The 23,150-nt window shown below is 68.2% G+C and carries 23 protein-coding genes and 2 pseudogenes; 15 read left to right on the top strand and 10 right to left on the bottom strand.

Annotated features, from left to right (window positions below; all coding sequences use genetic code 11):
* Positions 1-2: 2 nt before the first annotated feature.
* A complete protein-coding gene (gene paaI / locus WT60_RS03145; protein WP_081989482.1) occupies positions 3-395 on the top strand; it encodes a hydroxyphenylacetyl-CoA thioesterase PaaI in 393 nt (130 codons plus the stop codon).
* Between the two features lie 36 nt (positions 396-431).
* Entirely contained in the window at positions 432-1,730 is a 1,299-nt protein-coding gene (gene paaK, locus WT60_RS03140) for a phenylacetate--CoA ligase PaaK (RefSeq protein WP_060355127.1), read from the top strand.
* 317 nt (positions 1,731-2,047) lie between these two features.
* Here the strand turns inward: paaK and WT60_RS03135 are convergent, their stop codons facing one another.
* The gene (locus tag WT60_RS03135) at positions 2,048-3,166 is read right to left on the bottom strand and encodes an MltA domain-containing protein (RefSeq protein ID WP_052145048.1); all 1,119 of its coding nucleotides are present in this window, start codon (positions 3,164-3,166) and stop codon (positions 2,048-2,050) included.
* A gap of 28 nt (positions 3,167-3,194) precedes the next feature.
* On the opposite strand from WT60_RS03135, the gene WT60_RS35030 reads away from it, so the two are divergent.
* The gene (locus WT60_RS35030; protein WP_038746530.1) at positions 3,195-3,338 is read left to right on the top strand and encodes a hypothetical protein; all 144 of its coding nucleotides are present in this window, start codon (positions 3,195-3,197) and stop codon (positions 3,336-3,338) included.
* A 41-nt stretch (positions 3,339-3,379) separates the two neighbouring features.
* On the opposite strand, the gene apaG is transcribed toward WT60_RS35030, so the two are convergent.
* Positions 3,380-3,754, bottom strand: coding sequence for a Co2+/Mg2+ efflux protein ApaG (apaG, locus tag WT60_RS03125; RefSeq protein WP_038746527.1), 375 nt, complete (start codon positions 3,752-3,754; stop codon positions 3,380-3,382).
* Here apaG and WT60_RS35025 point away from each other — a divergent pair.
* The 9 genes from WT60_RS35025 to WT60_RS03075 all read left to right on the top strand — a co-directional run bounded on the left by WT60_RS35025 (position 3,680) and on the right by WT60_RS03075 (position 11,174).
* Complete coding sequence (locus tag WT60_RS35025) at positions 3,680-3,889, top strand: hypothetical protein (RefSeq protein WP_081989475.1); 210 nt, start codon at positions 3,680-3,682, stop codon at positions 3,887-3,889. The two genes, apaG and WT60_RS35025, sit on opposite strands and share 75 nt — an antisense overlap.
* A gap of 45 nt (positions 3,890-3,934) precedes the next feature.
* The gene (rpe, locus tag WT60_RS03115) at positions 3,935-4,621 is read left to right on the top strand and encodes a ribulose-phosphate 3-epimerase (RefSeq protein WP_038746524.1); all 687 of its coding nucleotides are present in this window, start codon (positions 3,935-3,937) and stop codon (positions 4,619-4,621) included.
* A gap of 5 nt (positions 4,622-4,626) precedes the next feature.
* Complete coding sequence (locus tag WT60_RS03110) at positions 4,627-5,343, top strand: phosphoglycolate phosphatase (RefSeq protein ID WP_038746555.1); 717 nt, start codon at positions 4,627-4,629, stop codon at positions 5,341-5,343.
* A gap of 359 nt (positions 5,344-5,702) precedes the next feature.
* On the top strand, positions 5,703-7,196 hold the full coding sequence (gene trpE / locus WT60_RS03100) for an anthranilate synthase component I (protein WP_038746522.1): 1,494 nt from the start codon (positions 5,703-5,705) through the stop codon (positions 7,194-7,196).
* Positions 7,197-7,209: 13 nt separating this feature from the next.
* On the top strand, positions 7,210-7,800 hold the full coding sequence (locus tag WT60_RS03095) for an aminodeoxychorismate/anthranilate synthase component II (RefSeq protein WP_038746520.1): 591 nt from the start codon (positions 7,210-7,212) through the stop codon (positions 7,798-7,800).
* A gap of 17 nt (positions 7,801-7,817) precedes the next feature.
* On the top strand, positions 7,818-8,849 hold the full coding sequence (trpD, locus tag WT60_RS03090; RefSeq protein ID WP_059581548.1) for an anthranilate phosphoribosyltransferase: 1,032 nt from the start codon (positions 7,818-7,820) through the stop codon (positions 8,847-8,849).
* Positions 8,850-8,899: 50 nt separating this feature from the next.
* On the top strand, positions 8,900-9,685 hold the full coding sequence (gene trpC / locus WT60_RS03085; protein WP_038746513.1) for an indole-3-glycerol phosphate synthase TrpC: 786 nt from the start codon (positions 8,900-8,902) through the stop codon (positions 9,683-9,685).
* Between the two features lie 12 nt (positions 9,686-9,697).
* Entirely contained in the window at positions 9,698-10,339 is a 642-nt protein-coding gene (locus WT60_RS03080; RefSeq protein ID WP_059642409.1) for a CYTH domain-containing protein, read from the top strand.
* 46 nt (positions 10,340-10,385) lie between these two features.
* Positions 10,386-11,174, top strand: coding sequence for a uracil-DNA glycosylase (locus tag WT60_RS03075; RefSeq protein ID WP_059581554.1), 789 nt, complete (start codon positions 10,386-10,388; stop codon positions 11,172-11,174).
* Between the two features lie 393 nt (positions 11,175-11,567).
* Here WT60_RS03075 and WT60_RS03070 read toward each other — a convergent pair whose 3' ends face one another.
* From WT60_RS03070 to WT60_RS03055, 4 genes are all read right to left on the bottom strand, one after another.
* Positions 11,568-12,164, bottom strand: a complete 597-nt coding sequence (locus WT60_RS03070) for an NAD(P)H-dependent oxidoreductase (RefSeq protein ID WP_059581671.1) — start codon at positions 12,162-12,164, stop codon at positions 11,568-11,570.
* 138 nt (positions 12,165-12,302) lie between these two features.
* Positions 12,303-14,132, bottom strand: coding sequence for a PDZ domain-containing protein (locus WT60_RS03065; protein ID WP_059581558.1), 1,830 nt, complete (start codon positions 14,130-14,132; stop codon positions 12,303-12,305).
* A gap of 91 nt (positions 14,133-14,223) precedes the next feature.
* Complete coding sequence (locus WT60_RS03060; protein WP_038746504.1) at positions 14,224-14,952, bottom strand: DsbC family protein; 729 nt, start codon at positions 14,950-14,952, stop codon at positions 14,224-14,226.
* A gap of 105 nt (positions 14,953-15,057) precedes the next feature.
* Positions 15,058-16,239: a UbiH/UbiF family hydroxylase gene (locus tag WT60_RS03055; protein WP_038746501.1), complete on the bottom strand. Its 1,182-nt coding sequence runs from the start codon at positions 16,237-16,239 to the stop codon at positions 15,058-15,060.
* 301 nt (positions 16,240-16,540) lie between these two features.
* Between WT60_RS03055 and WT60_RS35545 the strand changes: the two genes are divergently transcribed.
* The 3 genes from WT60_RS35545 (at position 16,541) to ychF (ending at position 19,055) form a co-directional block, all read left to right on the top strand.
* Positions 16,541-16,663, top strand: coding sequence for a hypothetical protein (locus WT60_RS35545; protein ID WP_081989481.1), 123 nt, complete (start codon positions 16,541-16,543; stop codon positions 16,661-16,663).
* Positions 16,664-17,137: 474 nt separating this feature from the next.
* Entirely contained in the window at positions 17,138-17,503 is a 366-nt protein-coding gene (locus WT60_RS03040) for a hypothetical protein (RefSeq protein ID WP_038746496.1), read from the top strand.
* A gap of 457 nt (positions 17,504-17,960) precedes the next feature.
* The gene (gene ychF / locus WT60_RS03035) at positions 17,961-19,055 is read left to right on the top strand and encodes a redox-regulated ATPase YchF (protein ID WP_038746494.1); all 1,095 of its coding nucleotides are present in this window, start codon (positions 17,961-17,963) and stop codon (positions 19,053-19,055) included.
* A gap of 152 nt (positions 19,056-19,207) precedes the next feature.
* Here the strand turns inward: ychF and gabP are convergent, their stop codons facing one another.
* The 4 genes and pseudogenes from gabP to WT60_RS03010 all read right to left on the bottom strand — a co-directional run bounded on the left by gabP (position 19,208) and on the right by WT60_RS03010 (position 23,077).
* Positions 19,208-20,611, bottom strand: a complete 1,404-nt coding sequence (gene gabP / locus WT60_RS03030) for a GABA permease (protein WP_038746491.1) — start codon at positions 20,609-20,611, stop codon at positions 19,208-19,210.
* Between the two features lie 538 nt (positions 20,612-21,149).
* A pseudogene (locus tag WT60_RS34290) lies at positions 21,150-21,440 on the bottom strand (hypothetical protein).
* A 114-nt stretch (positions 21,441-21,554) separates the two neighbouring features.
* Positions 21,555-21,686, bottom strand: a pseudogene (locus WT60_RS34285) (MFS transporter); the annotation flags it as partial.
* Positions 21,687-22,081: 395 nt separating this feature from the next.
* A complete protein-coding gene (locus WT60_RS03010) occupies positions 22,082-23,077 on the bottom strand; it encodes a glycerophosphodiester phosphodiesterase family protein (protein WP_060355129.1) in 996 nt (331 codons plus the stop codon).
* Between the last annotated feature and the right edge of the window lie 73 nt (positions 23,078-23,150).

Genomic DNA, 23,150 nt, shown 5'->3' with positions numbered 1-23,150 from the left:
CGATGTATACAGCAGACGCGTGCAGCCGCGAGCTCGGCATGGAGCTGCTCGAAGTGCGGCCGGGCTATGCTCGCTTGCGCATGCCGGTGCGCCCCGATTTTCTGAACGGTCACCAGATCTGCCACGGCGGGCTCATCTTCGCGCTCGCGGATTCGGCGTTCGCGTTCGCGTGCAACTCGTACAACATCAATACGGTCGCGGCCGGCTGCTCGATCGAATTCCTCCGGCCGGTCGCATGCGGCGACGTGCTCACCGCCGAGGCGACGGAGCAGACACTGAACGGCCGGCACGGCATCTACGATATCCGCGTGACGAACCGGGCGGGAGAGCCCGTCGCGATGTTCCGCGGCAAATCGACTCAAATCAAAGGGACGGTGATCCCTGCAGACCATTAGCGTCCACGCAGCCCACATAAATATATTGGAGACATCATGGCAACCTCGCTTCCGCTCGAGCCGATCGAACGAGCGAGCCGCGACGAACTGCTCGCGCTTCAGCTCGAACGCTTGAAATGGTCGCTCGCGCATGCGTATGAGCATTCGCCGGTCTACCGGCGCAAGTTCGACGAGGCGGGCGTTTATCCGAACGATCTGAAAACGCTCGCGGATCTGAGCCGTTTTCCGTTCACGACGAAAAACGACCTCCGCGACAACTACCCGTTCGGCATGTTCGCCGTGCCGCAACAACGCATCTCGCGCATTCACGCTTCGTCGGGCACGACGGGCAAGCCGACCGTGGTCGGCTACACGGCGCACGACATCGATACGTGGGCCAATCTCGTCGCCCGCTCGATTCGCGCGGCGGGCGCACGGCCGGGCGACAAGGTTCACGTGAGCTACGGCTACGGCCTTTTCACGGGCGGGCTCGGCGCACATTACGGCGCGGAGCGGGCCGGACTCACAGTGATTCCGTTCGGCGGCGGGCAGACGGAAAAGCAGGTGCAGTTGATCCAGGACTTTCGGCCCGACATCATCATGGTGACGCCGAGCTACATGTTGTCGATCGCCGACGAGATGGAGCGCCAGCACCTCGATCCGGCTCGGTGCTCGCTGCGAATCGGCATCTTCGGCGCGGAGCCGTGGACCAACGACATGCGCGCCGCGATCGAGAAGCGCATGGGCATCGACGCAGTCGACATCTATGGGCTCTCCGAAGTGATCGGCCCGGGCGTCGCGTCGGAATGCGTCGAAACGAAGGACGGTCCGACGATCTGGGAAGACCACTTCTACCCCGAAATCATCGACCCCGACACGGGCGAAGTGCTGCCGGACGGCGAGTTCGGCGAGCTCGTGTTCACGTCGCTCACGAAGGAGGCGATGCCGATCGTCCGGTACCGGACCCGTGACCTCACGCGCCTGCTGCCCGGCACCGCGCGCACGATGCGCCGGATGGAAAAGATCACCGGCCGCTCTGACGACATGATGATCGTGCGCGGCGTAAACGTGTTTCCGACTCAGCTCGAGGAACAGCTGTTGAAGCAGCGCGCGCTCGCGCCGCACTATCAAGTGATCTTGACGAAGGACGGGCCGCTCGACGTGCTCACGCTCAACGTCGAGCCCTGCCCCGAGACCGCGCCGGACGCGGCCATGATCGACGCCGCGCGCAAGGCGCTCGCGCACGACATCAAATCGTTGATCGGCGTGACGGCGATCGTCAACGTGCTGCCCGTCAACGGCATCGAGCGCTCTGTCGGCAAGGCGCGGCGGGTGGTCGACAAGCGGCGGCCGTGACGATCGTGTGCGACGGCGGGGCGGGCCTCCAAGCGTGGCGCTGCCGTCCGTCGCGCGCCGTTCGCGCGGCTTGCACCCGCATCGCCGGACGCACAAAGCAATGCATGCCGCGCCGCCCGGCGAGCGGGCAAACGCAGTGCGCAATTTGGGGGCCTACCTGCGCAATCCGGCGCCTACCGAACGCAATGCCCGAACGCAATGCCCGAACGCAACGTTTGCGCGACGCGATCATGAGATCGCACGCCCACGCGGCCAGCGGCCGCGCGAGACGAATCGACGCTCACCGCCCGCACGCTCGCGCCCGGATCAAGTTCGGATCATGAATTCGGAAAGAGCAACCACATCCGTCCGGTCTGCTTCATCCGGCCGGCCTGATCGCCCGCATCGTCGCCGAGCCCCCAGAAGTAGTCGGCGCGCACGCCGCCCTTGATCGCCGTCCCGACGTCCTGCGCGAACACGAGGCGATTGAGCGGCGCATTCGTCATCGGACGCGTCGTTTGCAGGAACACCGGCGTGCCGAGCGGAATCGACGACGGATCGACCGCGATCGAGCGCTCCGGCGTGAGCGGCACGCCAAGCGCGCCGACCGGGCCGTCCGCGCCGCCGTGCGGCACGTCTTCCTGCGACGGCATCTCGCGGAAGAACACGAAGCGCGGATTCGTGTCGAGCAGCGCGTCGACCCGCGACGGATTCGCGCGCGCCCACGCCTTGATCCCCTGCATCGTCGCCTGCCCTGCGCCGAGCTCGCCGCGGTCGAGCAGCCACTTGCCGATCGAACGGTACGGCTGGTTGTTGGTGCCGCCGTAGCCGACCCGCATCACCGAGCCGTCGTCGAGAACGATCCGGCCCGAACCCTGCACCTGCAGGAAGAACGCCTCGATCGGATCGTCGACCCACACGAGCTCGTTGCCGCTGAGCGCGCCCGAGCGCACGAGTGGCGCCCGCGCCGGCATCGACGCGCCCGCGCGATAGCCCGCGGGCCAGCGGTAGAGCGCGTACTGATACGGGCCGCGCCGCACCCGCGAGCCGTGCAGCAGCGGCTCGTAGTAGCCGGTCACGAGGCCGTCGAGCGTGCCGTCGTTGTTCGCGAACTGGAACGGCGTGAAATACGTCTCGAAGAAGCTGCGGGCGCTGCCCACGTCGAGATCGTCGATCCGCGCGGCCGCCGCGCACGCGCGCTGCCAGTTCGCCTGCCGCGCGAGGCGCGCGCAGTTCTCGCGCAGCGCGATCGTCGCGCCGATCAGGCTGTCGTCCTGCCAGCCCGGCACCTGCTGCCACGCGACGGGCGTGAGCCGCGCAGCCGCGATCTGCCCTGGTACGATCGCGGCACCCGCGGGCCGCGAGGCCTGCCGCAGCGGCGTGCCGCCGCACGCGGCGAGGAGCGCCGCGGCCGCGACGGCCGCCGCCCACCCGGCAAGCCGCCGGCTAAAACCCATACAATGTCCGTTGATGATGGAAACCGCCATGTCCGATCTGCTCGACCAATACCCGATGCTCATCTTCGCGCTGGAATCTTTGCTGGCGCTCGCCCTGCTCGTCTTCATCGTCGTCTGGACGGCTTCGGGCAAGAAGAAGCAGCCCGGCCGGCACGACAAGCCCCAGCGCTGAAAACGCCTTTGAATTCCCCGCGACCCCGCGATGCCGCACGCTCAATGCAGCGTGCGCGGCATGTGCAGCGCGAATTCGTCGACGGGCGCCTCGAAGCGCTCGCCGTCCTCCGCGACGCAGAAATACGCGCCGCGCATCGTGCCCACCGGCGTCGCGATCACGGCCCAACTCGTGTACTCGAACTGCTCGCCCGGCTGCAGCAGCGGCTGGTGGCCGACGACGCCGAGCCCCTTGACCTCCTGAACCTGGTTCTCGCTGTCCGTGATGATCCAGTGCCGCGCGATCAGCTGCGCCGCGACCTGGCCCGTGTTTCGGATCGTCAGCGTGTACGCGAATGCGTATTGACGGTTCTCGGGGTCGGATTGTTCCGGCAGGTAGCTGGTCTTCACCGACACGCTGAATCGATACTGGCTCATGATGGTCCCGTCGAGGTCGCCCGCCGCAGCCGACGCCGAGGCGCCCGCCCCGTGCGGCCGACGCGCCGCTTTGGTTCGGCATTCTGCTTGATGAGGCCGCGGCCCGCAACCGGGCGGCGCGCGCCGCGGCGGTAGAATGACGTTTTTCGTATCGCAACGCTCCCCACGCGCTTTCCGCTCATGACGCAATTCCGCATCGCCCCCAGCATTCTGTCGGCCGACTTCGCGCGGCTCGGCGAAGAAGTCCGCAACGTGGTCGCCGCCGGCGCCGACTGGATCCACTTCGACGTCATGGACAACCACTACGTGCCGAACCTCACGATCGGCCCGCTCGTCTGCGAGGCGATCCGTCCGCACGTGCAGGTGCCGATCGACGTGCACCTGATGGTGCGCCCGGTCGACCGGATCGTGCCGGATTTCGCGAAGGCGGGCGCGAACCTGATCAGCTTTCATCCGGAAGCGTCGGATCACGTCGACCGCACGCTCAGCCTGATCCGCGATCACGGCTGCAAGGCGGGCCTCGTGTTCAATCCGGCGACGCCGCTCAACTATCTCGACCACGTGATGGACCGCGTCGACCTCGTGCTCATCATGTCGGTGAACCCGGGCTTCGGCGGCCAGTCGTTCATTCCCGAGGCGCTCAACAAGCTGCGCGACGCCCGCGCGCGAATCGACGCGTACACCGCGCGGACGGGCCGCGAGATCCATCTGGAAGTCGACGGCGGCGTGAAGGCCGACAACATCGCCGAAATCGCCGCGGCGGGTGCCGACACGTTCGTCGCGGGCTCGGCGATCTTCGGCAAGCCCGACTATCGTCAGGTGATCGGCGAAATGCGCGACGCGCTCGCGACCGTCAAGCGCGCGTGAGCACGATGACGACGACGCCCCTTTTCGGCGCGCCGCGCATCGACGCGGCGCTCATCGACCTCGACGGCACGATGGTCGATACCGCAGACGATTTCACGGCCGGCCTGAACGCGATGCTCGCGCAGCTCGACGCGCAAGAAACGACGCGCGAGGAGGTGATGCGCTACGTCGGCAAAGGCTCGGAGAACCTGATCCAGCGCGTGCTGACGCCGCGTTTTTCGGAAGACGAGGCGAAAGCGCGCTTCGACGAGGCGCTCGCGCTCTACCAGGCCGAATACGCGAAAATCAACGGCCGCCACACGCGGCTCTACCCGGACGTCGAGGCAGGCTTGCACGCGATGCGCGACGCGGGCGTCAAGCTCGCATGCGTGACGAACAAGCCGCACCGGTTCGCGGTCGAGCTGCTCGCTCAGTACGGCCTGCGCGACTACTTCGGCGCGGTGTTCGGCGGCGACAGCGCGCCGCGCAAGAAGCCCGACCCGGCGCCGATGCTCGCCGCGTGCGTCGCGCTCGGCGTCGCGCCGCGCGCGACGGTCGCGATCGGCGATTCGGAGAACGACGCGCTCGCGGGCCGCGCGGCCGGCATGGCGACGCTCACCGTGCCGTACGGCTACAACCATGGCAACGCTATACAAACGATCGAATCGGATGGTATAGTCGATTCGCTTTTCGCCGCCGCGCAGGTCGTCATCGCGCACAATTCGGCAAAATCAGCCGTCTGACTTTTTCTTCCATCCGCATGTTTCTGAACAGAAAACGGAGTCTGAGCAGCATCGACCGGGGAGCCTGGCCCTGGCGTCGCTGGTCGCGCCAACCTCGATGAGGTACGCTGAAGCTCGCCTTCAGCCCCGTTTTTTGTTTCGCTGCGCGTCCGCGCCCCGATCGTCGTCCAACTTGCCGGTGTTGCCGCCGTCGAACGCTTTGCGTTCGGGCTGACGCCGGCACGCGGCGCACGATCGCCAGGCACAGCATCCGCCGGTTCGTCCGACCCGCCCCGCGAGGGGCGGCGCCCCGGGCGCGAGCGCAGCGCCACGCGATTCCCGGCGCGCCGCGCCGATCGTCCCGACGACAGGACCGGAACATGACTGAACTCGAATTCCAATCGCTCGCCAACGAGGGCTACAACCGCATTCCGCTCATCGCCGAAGCGCTGGCCGACCTCGAGACGCCGCTTTCGCTGTATCTGAAGCTCGCGCAGCCCGAACGCGGCGGCGCCAACTCTTTCCTGCTCGAATCGGTCGTGGGCGGCGAGCGCTTCGGGCGCTACTCGTTCATCGGCCTGCCCGCGCATACGCTCGTGCGCACGAAGAACGGTGTGTCGGAAGTCGTGACGGACGGGCAAGTCGCCGAAACGCATGAAGGCGATCCGTTCGCGTTCATCGCGACATTCCAGAGCCGCTTCAAGGTCGCGCAGCGCCCCGGCCTGCCGCGCTTCTGCGGCGGCCTCGCCGGCTATTTCGGCTACGACGCGGTGCGCTACATCGAGAAGAAGCTCGCGCACACCGCGCCTCGCGACGATCTCGGCCTGCCCGACATCCAACTGCTGCTGACCGAGGAAGTCGCCGTCATCGACAATCTCGCCGGCAAGCTCTACCTGATCGTCTATGCCGATCCGACGAAGCCCGAGGCGTACACGAAGGCGAAGCAGCGGCTGCGCGAGCTCAAGCACCGGCTGCGCGCGAGCGTCGTGCCGCCCGTCACGTCGGCAAGCGTGCGCACCGAGATCTATCGCGAGTTCAAGAAGGAAGACTATCTGGCCGCCGTGCGCCAGGCGAAGGAATACATCGCGGCGGGCGAGCTGATGCAGATTCAGGTCGGCCAGCGCCTGACGAAGCCGTATCGCGACAATCCGCTGTCGCTGTACCGCGCGCTGCGCTCGCTGAACCCGTCGCCCTATATGTATTACTACAACTTCGGCGAATTCCACGTCGTCGGCGCGTCGCCCGAGATCCTCGTGCGCCAGGAAAAGCGCGGCGACGACCAGATCGTCACGATTCGCCCGCTCGCCGGCACGCGCCCGCGCGGCAACACGCCCGAGCGCGACGCGGCGCTTGCGACCGAGCTGCTCGGCGATCCGAAGGAAATCGCCGAGCACGTGATGCTGATCGACCTCGCGCGCAACGATGTCGGCCGCATCGCCCAGATCGGCTCGGTCCGTGTGACCGACAAGATGGTGATCGAGAAGTACTCGCACGTGCAGCACATCGTGAGTTCGGTCGAAGGCAAGCTGAAGCCCGGCATGACGAACTACGACGTGCTGCGCGCGACGTTCCCGGCGGGCACGCTGTCCGGCGCGCCGAAGGTGCGCGCGATGGAGCTGATCGACGAGCTCGAGCCGGTCAAGCGCGGGCTCTACGGCGGCGCGGTCGGCTATCTGTCGTTCTCGGGCGAGATGGATCTCGCGATCGCGATCCGCACGGGCCTCATCCACAACGGCAATCTGTACGTGCAGGCGGCGGCGGGTGTCGTCGCCGACTCGGTGCCCGAATCCGAATGGCAGGAGACCGAGAACAAGGCGCGCGCGGTGCTGCGCGCGGCCGAACAGGTGCAAGACGGCCTCGATTCCGACTTCTGACCGGAGACTGACCATGCTGCTCATGATCGACAACTACGATTCGTTCACCTACAACCTGGTTCAGTACTTCGGCGAGCTCGGCGAAGACGTGCGCACCTATCGCAACGACGAAATCACGCTCGACGAGATCACGCGCCTGAACCCCGCTTCGATCTGCCTGTCGCCCGGCCCGAGCAACCCGCAGCACGCGGGCATCACGCTCGACGTGCTGCGCGAATTCGCCGGCAAGAAGCCGATCCTCGGCGTGTGTCTCGGCCATCAGGCGATCGGCGAGGCGTTCGGCGGCCGCGTCGTGCGCGCGAAGACGATCATGCACGGCAAGGTGAGCCGGATCGAGACCGACGGCCGCGGCGTGTTCGCCGACTTGCCGAAGCACTTCGACGTGACCCGCTATCATTCGCTTGCGATCGAGCGCGAATCGCTGCCCGATTGCCTGGAGATCTCGGCGTGGACCGACGACGGCGAGATCATGGGCGTGCGCCACAAGACGCTGCCCATCGAAGGCGTCCAGTTCCACCCGGAATCGATCCTGTCGGAGCACGGCCACGCGCTCCTCGAGAATTTCCTGAAAGAGGCGCGGCAAGCGGCCGCTCATTCAGCCTGACGACGGCGGACCGAATCATGACGATCACTCCCCAGGAAGCGCTGCAGCGCACGATCGAGCATCGCGAGATCTTCCACGACGAAATGCTGCACCTGATGCGGCTCATCATGCGCGGCGACATGTCGCCCGTGATGTCGGCCGCGATCATCACCGGCCTGCGCGTGAAGAAGGAGACGATCGGCGAGATCGCCGCCGCCGCGGCCGTGATGCGCGAGTTCGCGCGCCACGTCGAGGTCGCGGACAACGCGAATTTCGTCGACATCGTCGGCACGGGCGGCGACGGCTCACACACGTTCAACATCTCGACCGCGACGATGTTCGTCGCGGCGGCGGCGGGCGCGAAGGTCGCCAAGCACGGCAACCGCGGCGTGTCGAGCAAGTCCGGCAGCGCCGACGTGCTCGAGGCGCTCGGCGTGAACATCGATCTGCAGCCCGACGAGGTGGCCGCGTCGATCGCCGAAACCGGCATGGGCTTCATGTTCGCGCCGAACCATCATCCGGCGATGCGCAACATCGCGCCCGTGCGCCGCGAGCTCGGCGTGCGGACGATCTTCAACATCCTCGGGCCGCTCACGAATCCGGCCGGCGCGCCTAACCAGCTGATGGGCGTGTTCCATCCGGATCTCGTCGGCATCCAGGTGCGCGTGATGCAGCGCCTCGGCGCGCAGCACGTGCTCGTCGTCTACGGCAAGGACGGGATGGACGAAGTGTCGCTCGGCGCGGCGACGCTCGTCGGCGAGCTGCGCGACGGCGAAGTGCGCGAGTACGAGATCCACCCGGAGGACTTCGGGATGCAGATGGTGTCGAACCGCACGCTGAAGGTCGAGAACGCCGAAGAGTCCCGCGCGATGCTGCTCGAGGCGCTCGGCAACAAGCCGGGCGTCGCGCGCGAGATCGTCACGCTGAACGCGGGCACCGCGCTCTATTCGGCGAACGTCTCGGGCTCGATCGCCGACGGCATCCAGCTCGCGCGCGAAGCGATCGCGAGCGGCCGCGCGCGCGAGAAGGTCGACGCGCTCGTGCGCTTCACGCAGCAGTTCAAGCGCTGATCCGGCGCCTGGCGCCTCAACCGAATCCGTATCAAGCACGCAGGACACCCATGAGCGACATCCTCGACAAAATCATCGCGGTCAAGCGCGAAGAGATCGCCGCCGCGCTCAAGAGCGCGCCGCTCGAAGAACTGAAGCTGCAGGCGTCGGCGCGCGATTCGCGCGACTTCGTCGGCGCGTTGCGCGACAAGCACGCGGCGGGGCGCGCGGCCGTCATCGCCGAAGTGAAGAAGGCGAGCCCGTCGAAAGGCGTGCTGCGCGAGCACTTCGTGCCGGCCGACATCGCGCGCGCGTACGCCGCGCACGGCGCCGCTTGCCTGTCGGTGCTCACCGACGAGCAGTTCTTCCAGGGCAGCGCGCGCTATCTCGAAGAGGCGCGCGCCGCGTGCAGCCTGCCCGTGCTGCGCAAGGACTTCATCGTCGATGCGTATCAGGTGCTCGAAGCGCGCGCGATGGGCGCGGACGCGATCCTGCTGATCGCCGCCGCGCTCGACACGCCGCTGATGCAGGATCTCGAGGCGTACGCGCATTCGCTCGGCCTCGCCGTGCTCGTCGAAGTGCACAACCGCGACGAGCTGAACGAAGCGCTCACGCTGAAGACGCCGCTCATCGGCATCAACAACCGCAACCTGCGCACGTTCGAGACGACGATCGATACGACGCTCGGCATGCTCGACGCGATTCCCGGCGACCGGATCGTCGTCACCGAATCGGGCATCCTGTCGCGCGCGGACGTCGAGCGGATGGAGGCGGCGGGCGTGCACACGTTCCTCGTCGGCGAGGCGTTCATGCGCGCCGAGAATCCGGGCGCGGAGCTCGCGCGCATGTTTTTCTGAGCGCGGCGCACGATGGCGATCGAACAGGAGATCAAGCTCGCGCTGCCCGCCGCGCAGGTGGACGCGGCGCGGCGCTTCCTCGACGCGCGCGCCGGCGCGCCGGGCCGCGAGATCACGCTCGTGAACGTCTACTTCGACACGCCGGCGCTCGCGCTCGCGCGTGCGAAGAGCGCGCTGCGGCTGCGGCTCGCGCCGCAAGGCTGGCTGCAGACCTTCAAGACGGTCGGCGCGGCCGTCGGCGGGCTGCATCGCCGCCATGAGTGGGAGATGCCCGTCGCGGGCGAGGCGCTCGAGATCGACGCGCTCTGCGCCGCGTGCGACGTCGCGAGCGCGGCCGACGCGCTGCGCGCCGCCGCGCCGCATTTGATCGCGCTCTTTCGTACCGATTTCTCGCGCACGCTGTGGCACATCGAGCACGCGGGCGCGACGATCGAGGCCGCGCTCGATCGCGGCGAGATCGTCGCGCAAGTGAACGGCGACGTGCGGCGCGAGCCGATTTGCGAGATCGAGCTCGAGCTCGTCGAAGGCGACGCGGCCGCGCTGACGTCGCTCGCCGAAGCGGTCGCCGCCGCGGTGTCCGACGTCGCGCCGGACAACCTGAGCAAGGCGCAGCGCGGCTACCGGCTGCGCGGCGGCGATCTGCGCGCCGACTGACCGCCCTGCTCCCCGCATGACCAAAAAGACCTCGCCCCCCCGCCCGATGCGACAATCCTCACTATTCGACGAACCCGCCGTACCTGCTCCGCCCCCGGCGAACGACGGCGCCTGCGCGTCGCCCCTCGAATCGCAATTCGACGCGCTGCCGCCCGACTGGCGCGCGATTCTCGAGCCGTTCATCGCGAGCGACGCGTACGCGCCGCTCTGCGGCTTCGTCGACGGCGAGCGCGCGGCGGGCAAAGCCGTCTATCCGGCCGACGTGTTCCGCGCGCTGCGGCTCACGCACCCGGACGACGTGAAGGTCGTGATCCTCGGCCAGGACCCGTATCACGGCGAGGATCGCGGGATTGCGCAGGCGCATGGGCTCGCGTTCTCGGTGCCGCCCGGCGTGCGGCCGCCGCCGTCGCTGCGCAACATCTTCAAGGAAATCTCGGCCGACTTCGGCTACGACACGCCCCGCCACGGCTGCCTCGACTCGTGGGCGCGCCAGGGCGTGCTGCTGCTGAACACGGTGCTGACGGTCGAGCGCTCGTCGGCCGCGAGCCATGCGAAGCGCGGCTGGGAAAAGTGCACCGACACGCTGATCCACGAGCTCGCAACGCGGCATCGCCACTTGGTGTTCATGCTGTGGGGCGCGCACGCGCAGGCGAAGCGCGCGCTCTTCGACGCGCGCGAGCATTGCGTGCTCGAGGCGCCGCATCCGTCGCCGCTGTCCGCGCATCGCGGCTTCCTCGGCTGCCGCCATTTCGCGCTCGCGAACGATTACCTGACGCGGCACGGACGCGAGCCGATCGACTGGCGGCTGCCGGACGAGGCCGAGACGCTCGCTTGAGCATCGAAGCTCGCGTTGCGCATTCCGCTTCGTCCGGAGCGCCGGCGAAGGAAAGGCCCGACGCGCGCCAGCCCGTGCGCGGCGTCGGCCGGATTCGATGCAGGCGCGACGGCGACGTGCCGACGCGCTGATGATCCGACGCGCCGCGCTTCACCATTCACCGCGATACCGGATTCGATGCCGCCCGCCCCTCCCGCCGCCGGCCCTTCGTCAACCGTCGCGCCGCCGCTCGACGGCTTGCACGCAAGCCGCCATACGCGACGATTCGTTCACGCCGCGCGCGAACATACGCCGCGCCGCGATGCGCCCGCTATCCGGCCTTCGTCGGCACGAGCAAAAACGCCGCGAACCTTCCGGTCCGCGGCGTTTTTTTCGGCGATCGAGCGAGGACGCTCAAACCGCGGCGATCACCTCGCGCGCGCTCGCGAGCGCCGCAGTCGCCGCATCCGGCCCGAGCGCGAGACCTTCCGCGTAGACGAACGTCACGTCGGACATGCCGATGAAGCCGAGGAACGTCTTCAGGAACGGCGTCTGGCTGTCGGTCGGCATGCCGACGTGCTTGCCGCCGCGCGCCGACACCACATACACCTTCTTGCCCTTGATCAGCCCTTCCGGACCTTGCGCCGTGTAGCGGAACGTCACGCCCGCGCGGGCGATCCAGTCGAAATACGTCTTCAGCTGCGACGACACGCCGAAGTTGTACATCGGCGCGCCGATCACGATCACGTCGGCCGAATTCAGTTCGTCGATCAGCGTGTCGCTCTTCGCGACGATCGCGTTCTGCTCGGCGGTGCGCTGATCGGCCGGCGTGAAGAACGCGCCGAGGACTGCGTCGTCGAGGTGCGGCAGCGCGTCGGCAAGCAGGTTGCGGACCTTGACGGTCGCGCCGGGGTTGCTGCGTTGCAGCTTGGCCGTCAGTTCGTCGGCGAGCAAAGTCGACTGGGCGCCTTGCGAGCGGGCGGCGGAATTGATCTGAAGAATGGTCGTCATGTCGGGCTCCGTGGGTTTGGTTTGCGCCAAGTGCAGCGCGAGTGACGCCATTGTGCGGATTGCCGCCGCCGCGAAAAAGCGGCGGCCGGGTGACGGATTGTTGCAATAGCGAAACAATCCGCGCCCGGTTCAGTGCGCCTATCGCCGGTCGCGCGCCGCCGGCAGCCCGAGCCATGCGTCGCGATGCGCGCGCGTCGCGGCGGGCTTCGGCTGGGCGGTCAGCTTGTAGCGCGCGATTTCGGGGCCGTCGAGCTTGAGCTGTGCGGCGCGCAGCTCGTCGCGCCGGAACGCGTGGATCTCGACCTTGTCGCCGGGCCGGTAGCGCGCAAGCAGCGCGTCGAGGTTCGAGCCCGTCACGCGCAGCCCGTCGACCGCGACCAGCGCGTCGCCCGCCGACAGCCCCGCGCGATGCGCGGCGCCGCCTTCGTACACGGCCGCGAGCGTGCATTCCGCGCCGCCTCGCGTGCGCGCGCCGAGCGTCGGCAACGGGCGCGCATCGGCCGAGCCGTTCGCGCCCGTGTCGGGCGCGAGCGTCACGCCGAACGGCTCCAGCAGCTCGGCGAGCGGCAGGTCGCGCGTGCCGGACACCGCATCGTCGAACAAGCGGCCGAGATCGACGCCCGTCGCTTCGGCGATCAGCGCCTTCACGTCGTCCTCGCCGACGCCGTGCGGCCTGCCGTGGTAGAAGTCGCGCCCAAAGCGCTGCCAGAGCAGCCGCATCACGTCGTCGAGCGACTTGCGATGGCGAGTCTGCGCGCGAATCGCGAGATCGAACGCGAGCGCGACGAGCGAGCCCTTCGTGTAGTAGCTGACGATCGCGTTCGTCGCGTTCTCGTCCTGCCGGTAATACTTGATCCACGCATCGAACGAGCTTTCGGCGACGCTCTGCTTGAGCCGGCCGGCGCCGCGCTGCACGCCCGCGATCGTGCGGCCGACGAGCGCGAAGTAGTCGCTCTGCGAAATGAGGCCGCTGCGCACGAGCATCAGGTCGTCGTAGTACGACGTGAAGCCTTCGAAGAGCCACAGCAGCGACGTGTAGCTCTCGCCGGACAGATCGTACGGCGCGAACGCGGCCGGCTTGATCCGCTTCACGTTCCACGTATGAAAGTACTCGTGGCTGCACAGGCCGAGATACGTTCGATAGCCTTCCGTTTTCTCCGGACGCCCCTTCACCGGCAAATCGGCGCGACTGCAGATGAGCGCCGTCGACGCGCGATGCTCGAGCCCGCCGTATCCGTCGCTCACCGCCTGCGTCATGAATACGTAGCGGGACATCGGCGCGCGCTTCGTCTTCGGCTCGAAGAGCGCGATCTGCGCTTCGCACACGCGTTTCAGGTCGGCCGCGAGCCGTTCGAGATCGAGGCCCGTCACGCGGCCCGCGATCGCGACGTCGTGCGGCACGCCGTGCGCCTCGAACGTCGCGAGCGCGAATTCGCCGAGCGTGACGGGATGATCGATCAGCTCGTCGTAGTTCTCCGCGCGGTACGCGCCGAAGCCGTAGCGCTTCGTGCCGTGCGCCTGCGGCAGCGCGGTCGCGACGCGCCAGCGCCGGTACGCGTCGCCCGCCGGGCGCTCGATCGTCACCTCGCACGGCGCGTCTTCATGGCCGAGCGGCGCGAGGAACACGCTCGTGCCGTTGAAGAAGCCGCCCGTATCGTCGAGATGCGCGGCGCGCACCGACAGATCCCACGCGTAGACGTCGTAGCGCAGCGTGATCGATCCGGACGTCGGCGCGGCCTGCCAGGTCTGCTTGTCGAGCTTGCCGATCCGCAGCTTGCGGCCCGCTTCGTTGAACGCGCGCAGCGTCACGATGTTGCGCGCGAACTCGCGCACCATGTAGCTGCCCGGAATCCAAACGGGCAGCGAGAAGCGCTGCCCGGCCGGATCGGGATCGGCGAGCGTGAGCGTCACTTCGAACAGGTGGGCGGCGGGGTCTTTCGGAACGATCGTGTAGCGAATCGGCTTCATCGTCGGAATCGGTCGGGGCAAGCGGGAACGGATACGAAAAGAGGCGCCGGCCGAGCGCCGACGCCTCCTTCGCGATGCGAGAAATGCCGCGTCACTTGACGCCGGCGAGCGCCTGATTCAGTTCGTCTGCGGACACGGCGCCCGGCAGGCGGCTGCCGTCGGCGAGGAACACGGTCGGCGTGCCCGTCACGTTCATCCCGCGGCCGAGCGCGAGATTCTTGTCGAGCGCGGTCGTGTCGCAGCCCGCCGCCACCGCGGGCGTGCGATGCTCGAGCATCCATGCCTGCCACGTCTTCACACGGTCGCTCGCGCACCAGATCGACTTCGACTTCACAGTCGAATCGGGCGACAACACCGGGTACAGGAACGTGTAGACGGTCACGTTGTCGACCGACTGCAGCGTCGTCTCGAGCTTCTTGCAGTACGGGCAGTTCGGATCGGAGAACACCGCGATCTTGCGCGCGCCGTTGCCCTTCACGACCTTGATCGCATTCGAAAGCGGCAGGCTCGCGAAATCGATCTTGTTGATTTCGGCGAGGCGCTCGGCCGTCAGGTTCTTGTGCGTCTTCGTGTTGACGAGCTCGCCGAGCAGCACGTAGTCGCCCGATGCGTCGCTGTAGACGATCTGCGAACCGAGATTGACTTCGTACAAGCCCGCGATCGGCGATTTCGTCACGCTCTTGATCGGGGCGTCGGCGCCGAGGCGCGACTGCAGCGCTGCCTTCAGCTTGTCGGTGGATTGATCGGCCTGCGCGGTGCAGCCGAGCGTCGCCGTCGCGGCGGCCAGCGCGAGCGCGGCGATACGAATTGTCTTTTTCATGCAAATCATCCTTCAAAGCGTGCGTGCACCGTCACAGTGTACGACCGTGGTCAAGCAGAGTCGGACCGCCGCGCCGCGCGAAGGTTCGCCGGACGCGCCGGTCCGTCAGCCGAGCGCCGACGCGACCAGCCAGCGCTTGACGAGCGGCTGCGCGCCGACGAGCGCCATCCCCGTGTTGCGCACGATGCGCGCAACCGCGCCCGGCAGCGAGAAGAGCCGCTGCAGGCCGTCGGTCGCGATCATCAGCGCGCGAATGTCCTCGCGCCGCGCACGCTCGTAGCGGCGCAGCAGCACGGTGTCGCCGAGATCGCGGAACGCTTCGCGATTCGCGAGCGTGTCCGCGAGCGCGGCGACGTCGCGCAGCCCGAGGTTCATCCCCTGGCCCGCGAGCGGGTGAATCAGGTGCGCGGCGTCGCCGACGAGCGCGACGCGCGGCGCGATCAGCCGGTCCACCGTCTGCAGCGCGAGGGGGAAGCCCTTCGCGGGCGTCACGCACTCGAGCGCGCCGAGGCGGCTCATCGTCACGCGCTCGACCTCGGCCGCGAGCTTCGCGGGATCGAGCGCGAGCAGCTCGTCGGCGTGCGCCGTGTTCGCGGACCAGACGAGCGACACGTGGCCGTCCGGCAGCGGCAGCAACGCAATGATCTCGCCGTCGCGGAACCATTGGTATGCGGTCTCGCGATGCGGGTGCGCGGCCTTGAAGTTCGCGACGACGCCCGTCTGCCGATAGTCGCGCCGCTCGACCTTCGAGCCGATCTGCGAGCGCACCCACGAATGCGCGCCGTCCGCGCCGACGACGAGATCGCACTCGATCACGTCGCCGTTCGCGAGCGCGAGCGTGGCGGCGTCCGGCTTCACGTCGAAGCCCTGCGCGCGCGCGTCGAACCACGTGAGGTTCGGCTGGAAGCGCAGCGCGGCGTCGAGCGCGCATTCGATCAGCGACGATTCGCCGATCCACGCGAGTTGCGACACCGCCGCCTGGAACGCGGAGAAATGCAGCTCGGCGTGCGCGTCACCGTACACGCGCATGTCGTAGACGGGCGCGAGCCGGCCGTGGTCGAGCGCCTGCCACACGCGCAGCCGCTCGAGAAGCGCCTGCGAGCTCGCCGACAGCGCGTAGATGCGCGAGTCGAACGCGAGATCGGCGGGACGCGGAGCGGCCGGCTGCGCGAGCAGCGCGGTCTTGTGGCCCGCCTGCGTCAGCGCGAGCGCGGCCGTCTTGCCGACGAGGCCGCCGCCGACGACGGCGACGTCGAAGGTCTGATGGTAGGCAGTCATGGCGGGCATTATAGCCGGGAGGGCCAGGCCGTTTCGCTCGGGGAATTTGCGGTGAATCAGGGCACGCGACACGGCGACGCACGCGCCGGACCGGTTCCGCGGCGATCGTTCGCCGCGGGTTTTCACGTAAGGACGAACGCCGCGCGCCGCGGCTAGCGCGCCGCACGTGCGCGGCGATGTAACCGGCGCGCGCTCGCCGCCGCACGCTATCGGGAGCGCGCATTACGCGTCACACGTTTCCTTACAAACGCACACCGCTTGTCATGCGGGCCGCCGCTACAGTGAGCCGACGCAACAACAGGAGATGTCGATGAAACGGATCGCGGCTCTCGCCGCCCTCGCCGTCGTGCTGGGCAGCGTGCTCGGAGGATGCATCGTGGTGCCGGAAGGCGGCGGCTACTATCATCATCGCGATTACTACTACCGGTATTGATGCGCCGTTCGGCGTCGGCTGTGATTCGGCTGTGATTCGGCTGCGATTCGGCGGCGCGCCGCTCGCGACGCGCGTCGCCGGTCGCATCGCGCATGAGCGGCGACGCGAACGCCCGCGCGTGCCGGCGCATTCGGCGCGCGGCCGAGAACCGGCGCGCCGCCGCGCCGAGTCCGACGCGATCTCGCCGGGCCGATGCCCGAGCACCGACGCGCACGCACGCGCCCGCCGCCGGAAACGGCCGCACGAGCGAGCGCCCTCTCCCCCTCCGATCCGCCACCGCACCGGTCCCGCATGCGACGCGTCGCGCGCCGCCGCACCCGCCCTGCGCAAGCCGCCGCGCTCGAACGCCATGTGTGTTCCACCCCACCGAACGCTTGTCTGATTCCGCCCATCGCGTGCTATCGTTTCAGTGACGACGCGATCACCCCGAAAGCGCCGGAAAAACAGGTCTCAACCATCTTCGTGAGCCCGGCCATGAGCGACCTGCGCCACCATCTCAATCAACAGGACCGAGTGGAGCTGCTCTGCTGGCTCGTCGTCGGAAATCTCGGCGCCTTCTACCTGAACGAGAGCTGGCCAGGCGCAGCCTTTCAGGTCCAGTCCGCGCACAAATGGCTCGACCGCCACGCGCGCGAGGCCGATTGGCTGACGCTCGCGAAGCTCTCGCTCATCGCGCTCGACATCGCGAAGAGGCATGCGGACTTCGTCAACGCGTCGTGGGCGCGCGATGCGGTGGAAGAAATCATCGACACCGACGATCTGAACTACGGCGCGCGCCTCGCGCAGCTGGTGCTGGACGACTGCCGCGCGGCGCTAGCCGACCGGCGAATCGCCGACTGACTCGCCGGGCACGCACCGCGAAGGGCCGCAAAGGCTCGCTCGTAACGCGGCATGCATCGGCCGGCCGACGCGCGGCCGGCGGCGCACCAACGCCAATGCCGACACCGACGCGTGGCGCCGCCGCCCGTCGGATAGCGCCGCCGGCCCTCCCTCGAAGCGCATCTTTGCGGTTGCCTCCCACGTTGCCCCGCGTGATGCGCGTTCCTCCGTGCGCCAAAGTCGCCGCGCCGCCGGCCGCCGGCCTCGCATCGGCCGGCCGACGCGCGCCGCCGCTCGAGCCGCCGGTTGCCTTGATGCGCGGTCGAACGAGTTACAATTGCCGCTTTTGGTGGCAACGCAGGTCTTGCCCGCGCCCGGGCGTCCGGCCGGGCGCTCATGCCCGGCCCCGGTGCGGCCCGCAAAGCGCGCGGACGAGCGCCCCGCATCACGCACAACCCATTGAATCCCGAAGGAACCCATGAGCCTCAAATGCGGCATCGTCGGCTTGCCCAACGTCGGCAAGTCCACCCTGTTCAACGCGCTGACGAAGGCCGGCATCGCCGCCGAGAACTACCCGTTCTGCACGATCGAGCCGAACGTCGGCGTCGTCGAAGTGCCTGACGCGCGCCTGAAGGCGCTCGCCGACATCATCAAGCCCGAGCGCGTCGTCCCGGCCGTCGTCGAGTTCGTCGACATCGCGGGCCTCGTCGCCGGCGCGAGCAAGGGCGAGGGCCTCGGCAACCAGTTCCTCGCGAACATCCGCGAAACCGACGCGATCACGCACGTCGTGCGCTGCTTCGAGGACGAGAACGTCATTCACGTCGCCGGCAAGGTGAGCCCGCTCGACGACATCGAGGTAATCAACACCGAGCTCGCGCTCGCCGACCTCGGCACCGTCGAGAAGGCGCTCGCCCGCTATTCGAAGGCGGCGAAGTCCGGCAACGACAAGGAAGCGGCGAAGCTGGTCGCGGTGCTCGAGAAGGCGCGCGCGCATCTCGACCAGGGCAAGGCGGTGCGCGGCCTCGATCTGTCCGACGACGAGAAGGCGCTCCTCAAGCCGTTCTGCCTGATCACCGCGAAGCCGGCGATGTACGTGGCGAACGTGAAGGAAGACGGTTTCGAGAACAATCCGCACCTCGACGCGGTGCGCCGGTACGCGGACGGCGAGAAGTCGCCGGTCGTCGCCGTGTGCGCGGCGATCGAGGCGGAGATCGCCGATCTCGACGACGCCGACAAGGAAGCGTTCCTCGCCGACATGGGCATGGACGAGCCGGGCCTCGACCGCGTGATCCGCGCGGGCTTCAAGCTGCTCGGCCTGCAAACGTACTTCACCGCGGGCGTAAAGGAAGTGCGCGCGTGGACGATCCACATCGGCGATACCGCGCCGCAGGCGGCGGGCGTGATCCACACGGATTTCGAGCGCGGCTTCATTCGTGCGCAGACGATCGCCTATGACGACTTCATCGCGTACAAGGGCGAGCAAGGCGCGAAGGAAGCGGGCAAGATGCGCGCGGAAGGCAAGGAATACGTCGTACACGACGGCGACGTGATGAACTTCCTGTTCAACGTCTAGCCACATCGCCGGCCCGGCGGCCGCAGGCGGCGCGTGACATCGCCCGCCGCCTGCGTTTCGCATTCGCGCGCATCGCGCGACTCAGATCGTCGAGCCGAGTGCGGCCGGCACGCAGGCAGTGGCGGCGCGCCGCCGCCGGGCCAGACGTCGCTTCACCGCAAATTCGCCGACACTCGCGACGCCGCGGGCGCCGGCTCGCCGCCGCCGCGCGCACGCCGGTTCATCCACGACGCCGCGACGACGGCGAGCGCGAGCACCGCGGTCGAGCCGACTTCCATCCGGTGATCGTCGCGCAGCAGCATCACGACGAGCACACCGCAGATGAACAGGATCACCGCCCACGTGAGCCACGGGAAGCACCACATCCGCAGCGGCAGGCGCTCGCCCGTCGCGTCGAGCGTCGAGCGCATCCGCAATTGCGAAATCGCGATCACGAGATAGACGAGCAACGCGATCGCGCCCGACGTCGCGAGCAGGAAACCGAACACCTGCTCGGGCATCACGTAGTTCGCGATCACGGTCAGGAAGCCGAACGCGGTCGACGCTAGCACGGCCGCGCGCGGCGTGCCGCTCGCGTCGGTGCGGCGCAAAAGCGCGGGCGCGTCGCCGCGCGTCGACAGCGAGAAGATCATCCGCGACGCCGTATAGAGCGCCGAATTCAGGCAGCTCGCGACCGATACCAGCACGATCACGTCGATGATCGCCTTCGCATGCGGCACGCCGATCAGCTCCATCGCGCGCTGATACGAGCCGTGCGCGGGCAACAGCGCGTCGTTCCACGGCACGAGCGCCGCGACGACGAAGATCGAGCCGAGATAGAAAAGCGAGATGCGCCAGATCACCGAATTCGTCGCACGGACGATCTGGCGCTCCGGATGCTCGGATTCGGCCGCGGCAATCGTGACGATCTCGGTGCCGAGGAACGAGAACATCGTCGTCAGCATCGCGGCGAGCACCGCGCCGACACCGTTCGGCATGAAGCCGCCCGCGTTCACGAGCCGCGCCACGCCCGACACGTTCGAGCCCGGCAGCACGCCGACGATCGCCGCGCCGCCGATCACGAGGAACACGACGATCGCGACCACCTTGATGAGCGCGAACCAGAATTCGAATTCGCCGTAGTTCTTGACCGAGAAAAGATTCGTCACGGTGAGCAACGACGTAATGCCGAGCGCGAAGATCCATGTCGCGACGCCGGGAAACCACGCGTTGAGGATTGTCGCCGCGGCCGTCGCCTCGATCGGGATCACGAGCACCCAGAACCACCAGTACAGCCAGCCGATCGTGAAGCCGGCCCAGTGGCCGATCGCGCGATCGGCGTAGGTCGAGAACGAGCCGCTGTCCGGCTGCGCGACCGCCATCTCGCCGAGCATGCGCATCACGAGCACGACGAGCAGCCCGGCGATCGCATAGGCGATCAGCGCGGCCGGGCCGGCCTCCGCGATCGCATGCCCCGAACCGACGAACAACCCGGCGCCGATCACGCCCGCGATCGACAGCATCGTGACGTGCCGCGGCTTCAGGCCGGTTCCGAGGCCTGTCTGTCTTCCTTCCATGTCTCCCTCCAAAAAAACGGTTCCGGTATGGCCGGGCATCGCGTGAAGGCGGCGCGGGGGCTTTGTTGTTATCGAACCGTGCGCGGCGCGGCGGGCGTCGCGCGTCGATCGGACGTCATGCCTGCGGCCACTCGGACAGGTTCGCCACGCAGAGCTGCGAGGCCGCGTTTGCAGTGCGCCGCGCATGCGGCGGCGCATTGCGGCGCGCCTGTCGTCGGCATCGTGATCGGCCGCCTTCGAAGCGAAGCAGTGTAAGCATCAAACGGTTTGCGACTAAGAACCAATTAACGAATTTCGATAGAACCACTTGCCGCATCGACATGCGCGCGAACGTCGAGCGGCCCGTTCGACGCGGCCGCGCGGCCCGAAAAGCCGTGCGCAAAACGCGCCGGACGCCCGCGCGCGATGTTTCGTGAAACACACGTCACAGCAGCGGAAAACGCGCGTCATCGACAATCCGATCATGCGGACCCGTGCGCCCTGTCGTCTCGCCCTGTCGTCTCGCCCTGTCCCCGCACCCTCTCGTCACGCCCTCTCGTCACACCACCATCCCGTCGCGCCATTTCACCGGCACGAGCGCACGCCACTCGCGCAGCAGCAGCGCCTTCACGGTGTCGAGGTGCGCGGCCGACCGGCGTACCCACACGATCGGCCATCCGACGTATTGATCGGTCACGTGGAACTCGTCCGACGCCGACTCGATCACCCATGTGCGCTCGTCGGGGCTGACGCCCTTGACGACGCGCGCCACCGCCACCACCACCGCCACCGCCACCGCCACCGCCATCGCCACCGCCACCGCCATCGCGTCATCGCGTCATCGCGTCATCGCGTCATCGCACGCACCATCACACCATCACGCAAGCAGCCTGCCGCGCGCCTTGAGCGCCGGCGTGCCGTACGGCGTGTCGTCCTTGACGCCGCGCCACGCAAGCGCGATCTCCGTACTGCCGACGCCGATCGCGCCGAGCAACATCACCGCCGCCGCGGGCTTCACACCGTGGTCGAGCACATGGGGCGCGAGGTGAACGCACGCCGCGAACACGCCGAACGAGCACGCGACGCAAAGCGCATACCATCGAACGCCCGCGACGGAGACGGACCGAAGACGAATCGCGCGGCCGCCCGGCGCGCAGCCCGTCGCCAGCCACATCGCAACGACGAGCCGCCGAAGACGAGGAACCAGCCATAAGCCGCAACGAACCGCATCATGTCGGCCGATTCTGTCGAAAAACATCGGTCCGAGCGTGACCGGGCCGTCGTGCGGATCATGCGCTTCCCGGACCGTTTCGCGAGCCGCGAGCGCGCGTCGTTCGAGAAAATCGGGAAAGCAACGCCGCGCCACGGCCATCGAATCGCCCAACGAAATCGCCCATTTGCCGACATTGCGATACGGCCCGCTCCCGACCGAGCGATCCGGCGTGCCCCCGCCGCGGCCAGCCGCGCGCCGCTGGCCGCCGGGCGACTCGCCTATCGCGATGCCGCCCGCTCACACTGCAAAGGCCGCGCCTTCAGGGCCGACTTGATCTCGGCCATCTTGCGCGGCGAATCCGCGAGCACCGCATCGATCCCGAGGCACGCCGCTGCACGATAGTCGTCGGCGTCGTTCACAGCGATCGCGAGAATGCGCGCGTTCGCACGCCGCCTGAAGCACGCGACGGTCGCGGGCGTCCATAGCGTCGCCGTCACGTCCGATACGCCTTCGCCCAACGTGAAGCGCTCGGTCACCGTCAATTTCCGGTGCATCTCGAAACCGGTCCACACGGGCGCGCCGGGCGCGCCGGGCGCACTGGGCGCTTGCGGCGCGCCTTCGCACGCGCCGCCGAGCAGCACGCTCACGAGCCGCGCTCGCGTCGCATCGCGCGACTCGAAGAGCCGCGCCTGCGAATACGACACGAACGCCGCCTGGTAAGCCGCGTCGGTCGAATAGATCGTCACGCGCGGCCATGCGGCCTCGCTCGTCAGCACGTCCGCGACCGCCTTCGCCTGCGGCCCGGCGGGCAACGCCTTCATGTCGAGCACGACGGGCAGCGCGGGCGCAATCGCGCGCAGCGCGTCGCGCAGCGTCGGAATGCCGGCCGGACGGGCGCGATACGGATAGCGCCCGCTCGCGTCGCGGAAATTCCAGCCGGCGTTCATCCGGGCGAGCTGCGCGGCGGTGTACCGGGCGACCGGGCCGCTCGACTGCGTGAGCGCCGACAGATCGGCGGGCCGGTACAGCACCGGGATGCCGTCGCGGCTCAGTTGAACGGTCAGCCAGATCGCGTCCGCGCGATTCGCCGCGGCCTCGCGAATCGCCTCGAGCGTGTTCTCCGGCGCGTCGCCCGTGCCGCCGCGGTGCGCGACGACGAGCGGCAGCGCCGCGGGCGCTTCGCCGATCGGCCCGCCGCCCGCGCACGCGGCGAGCCCGATGGTGACGCCCGCGAGCGCCGCCCGCCATCCCATCCAGCTGATCAATCGACTCATCGGCTTGCTTCCCCCATCAAAATGCCTCCCCCTCTTGATCTGACGATGCGCGGCGGATTTTCTTCAGCGCTTC

The organism is Burkholderia sp. MSMB617WGS, from assembly GCF_001532025.2.
GTDB classification, from domain to species: Bacteria; Pseudomonadota; Gammaproteobacteria; order Burkholderiales; family Burkholderiaceae; genus Burkholderia; species Burkholderia savannae.
The sequence above is the reverse complement of the archived record's forward strand: the minus strand, read 5'-3'. Positions and strand labels throughout refer to the sequence as shown.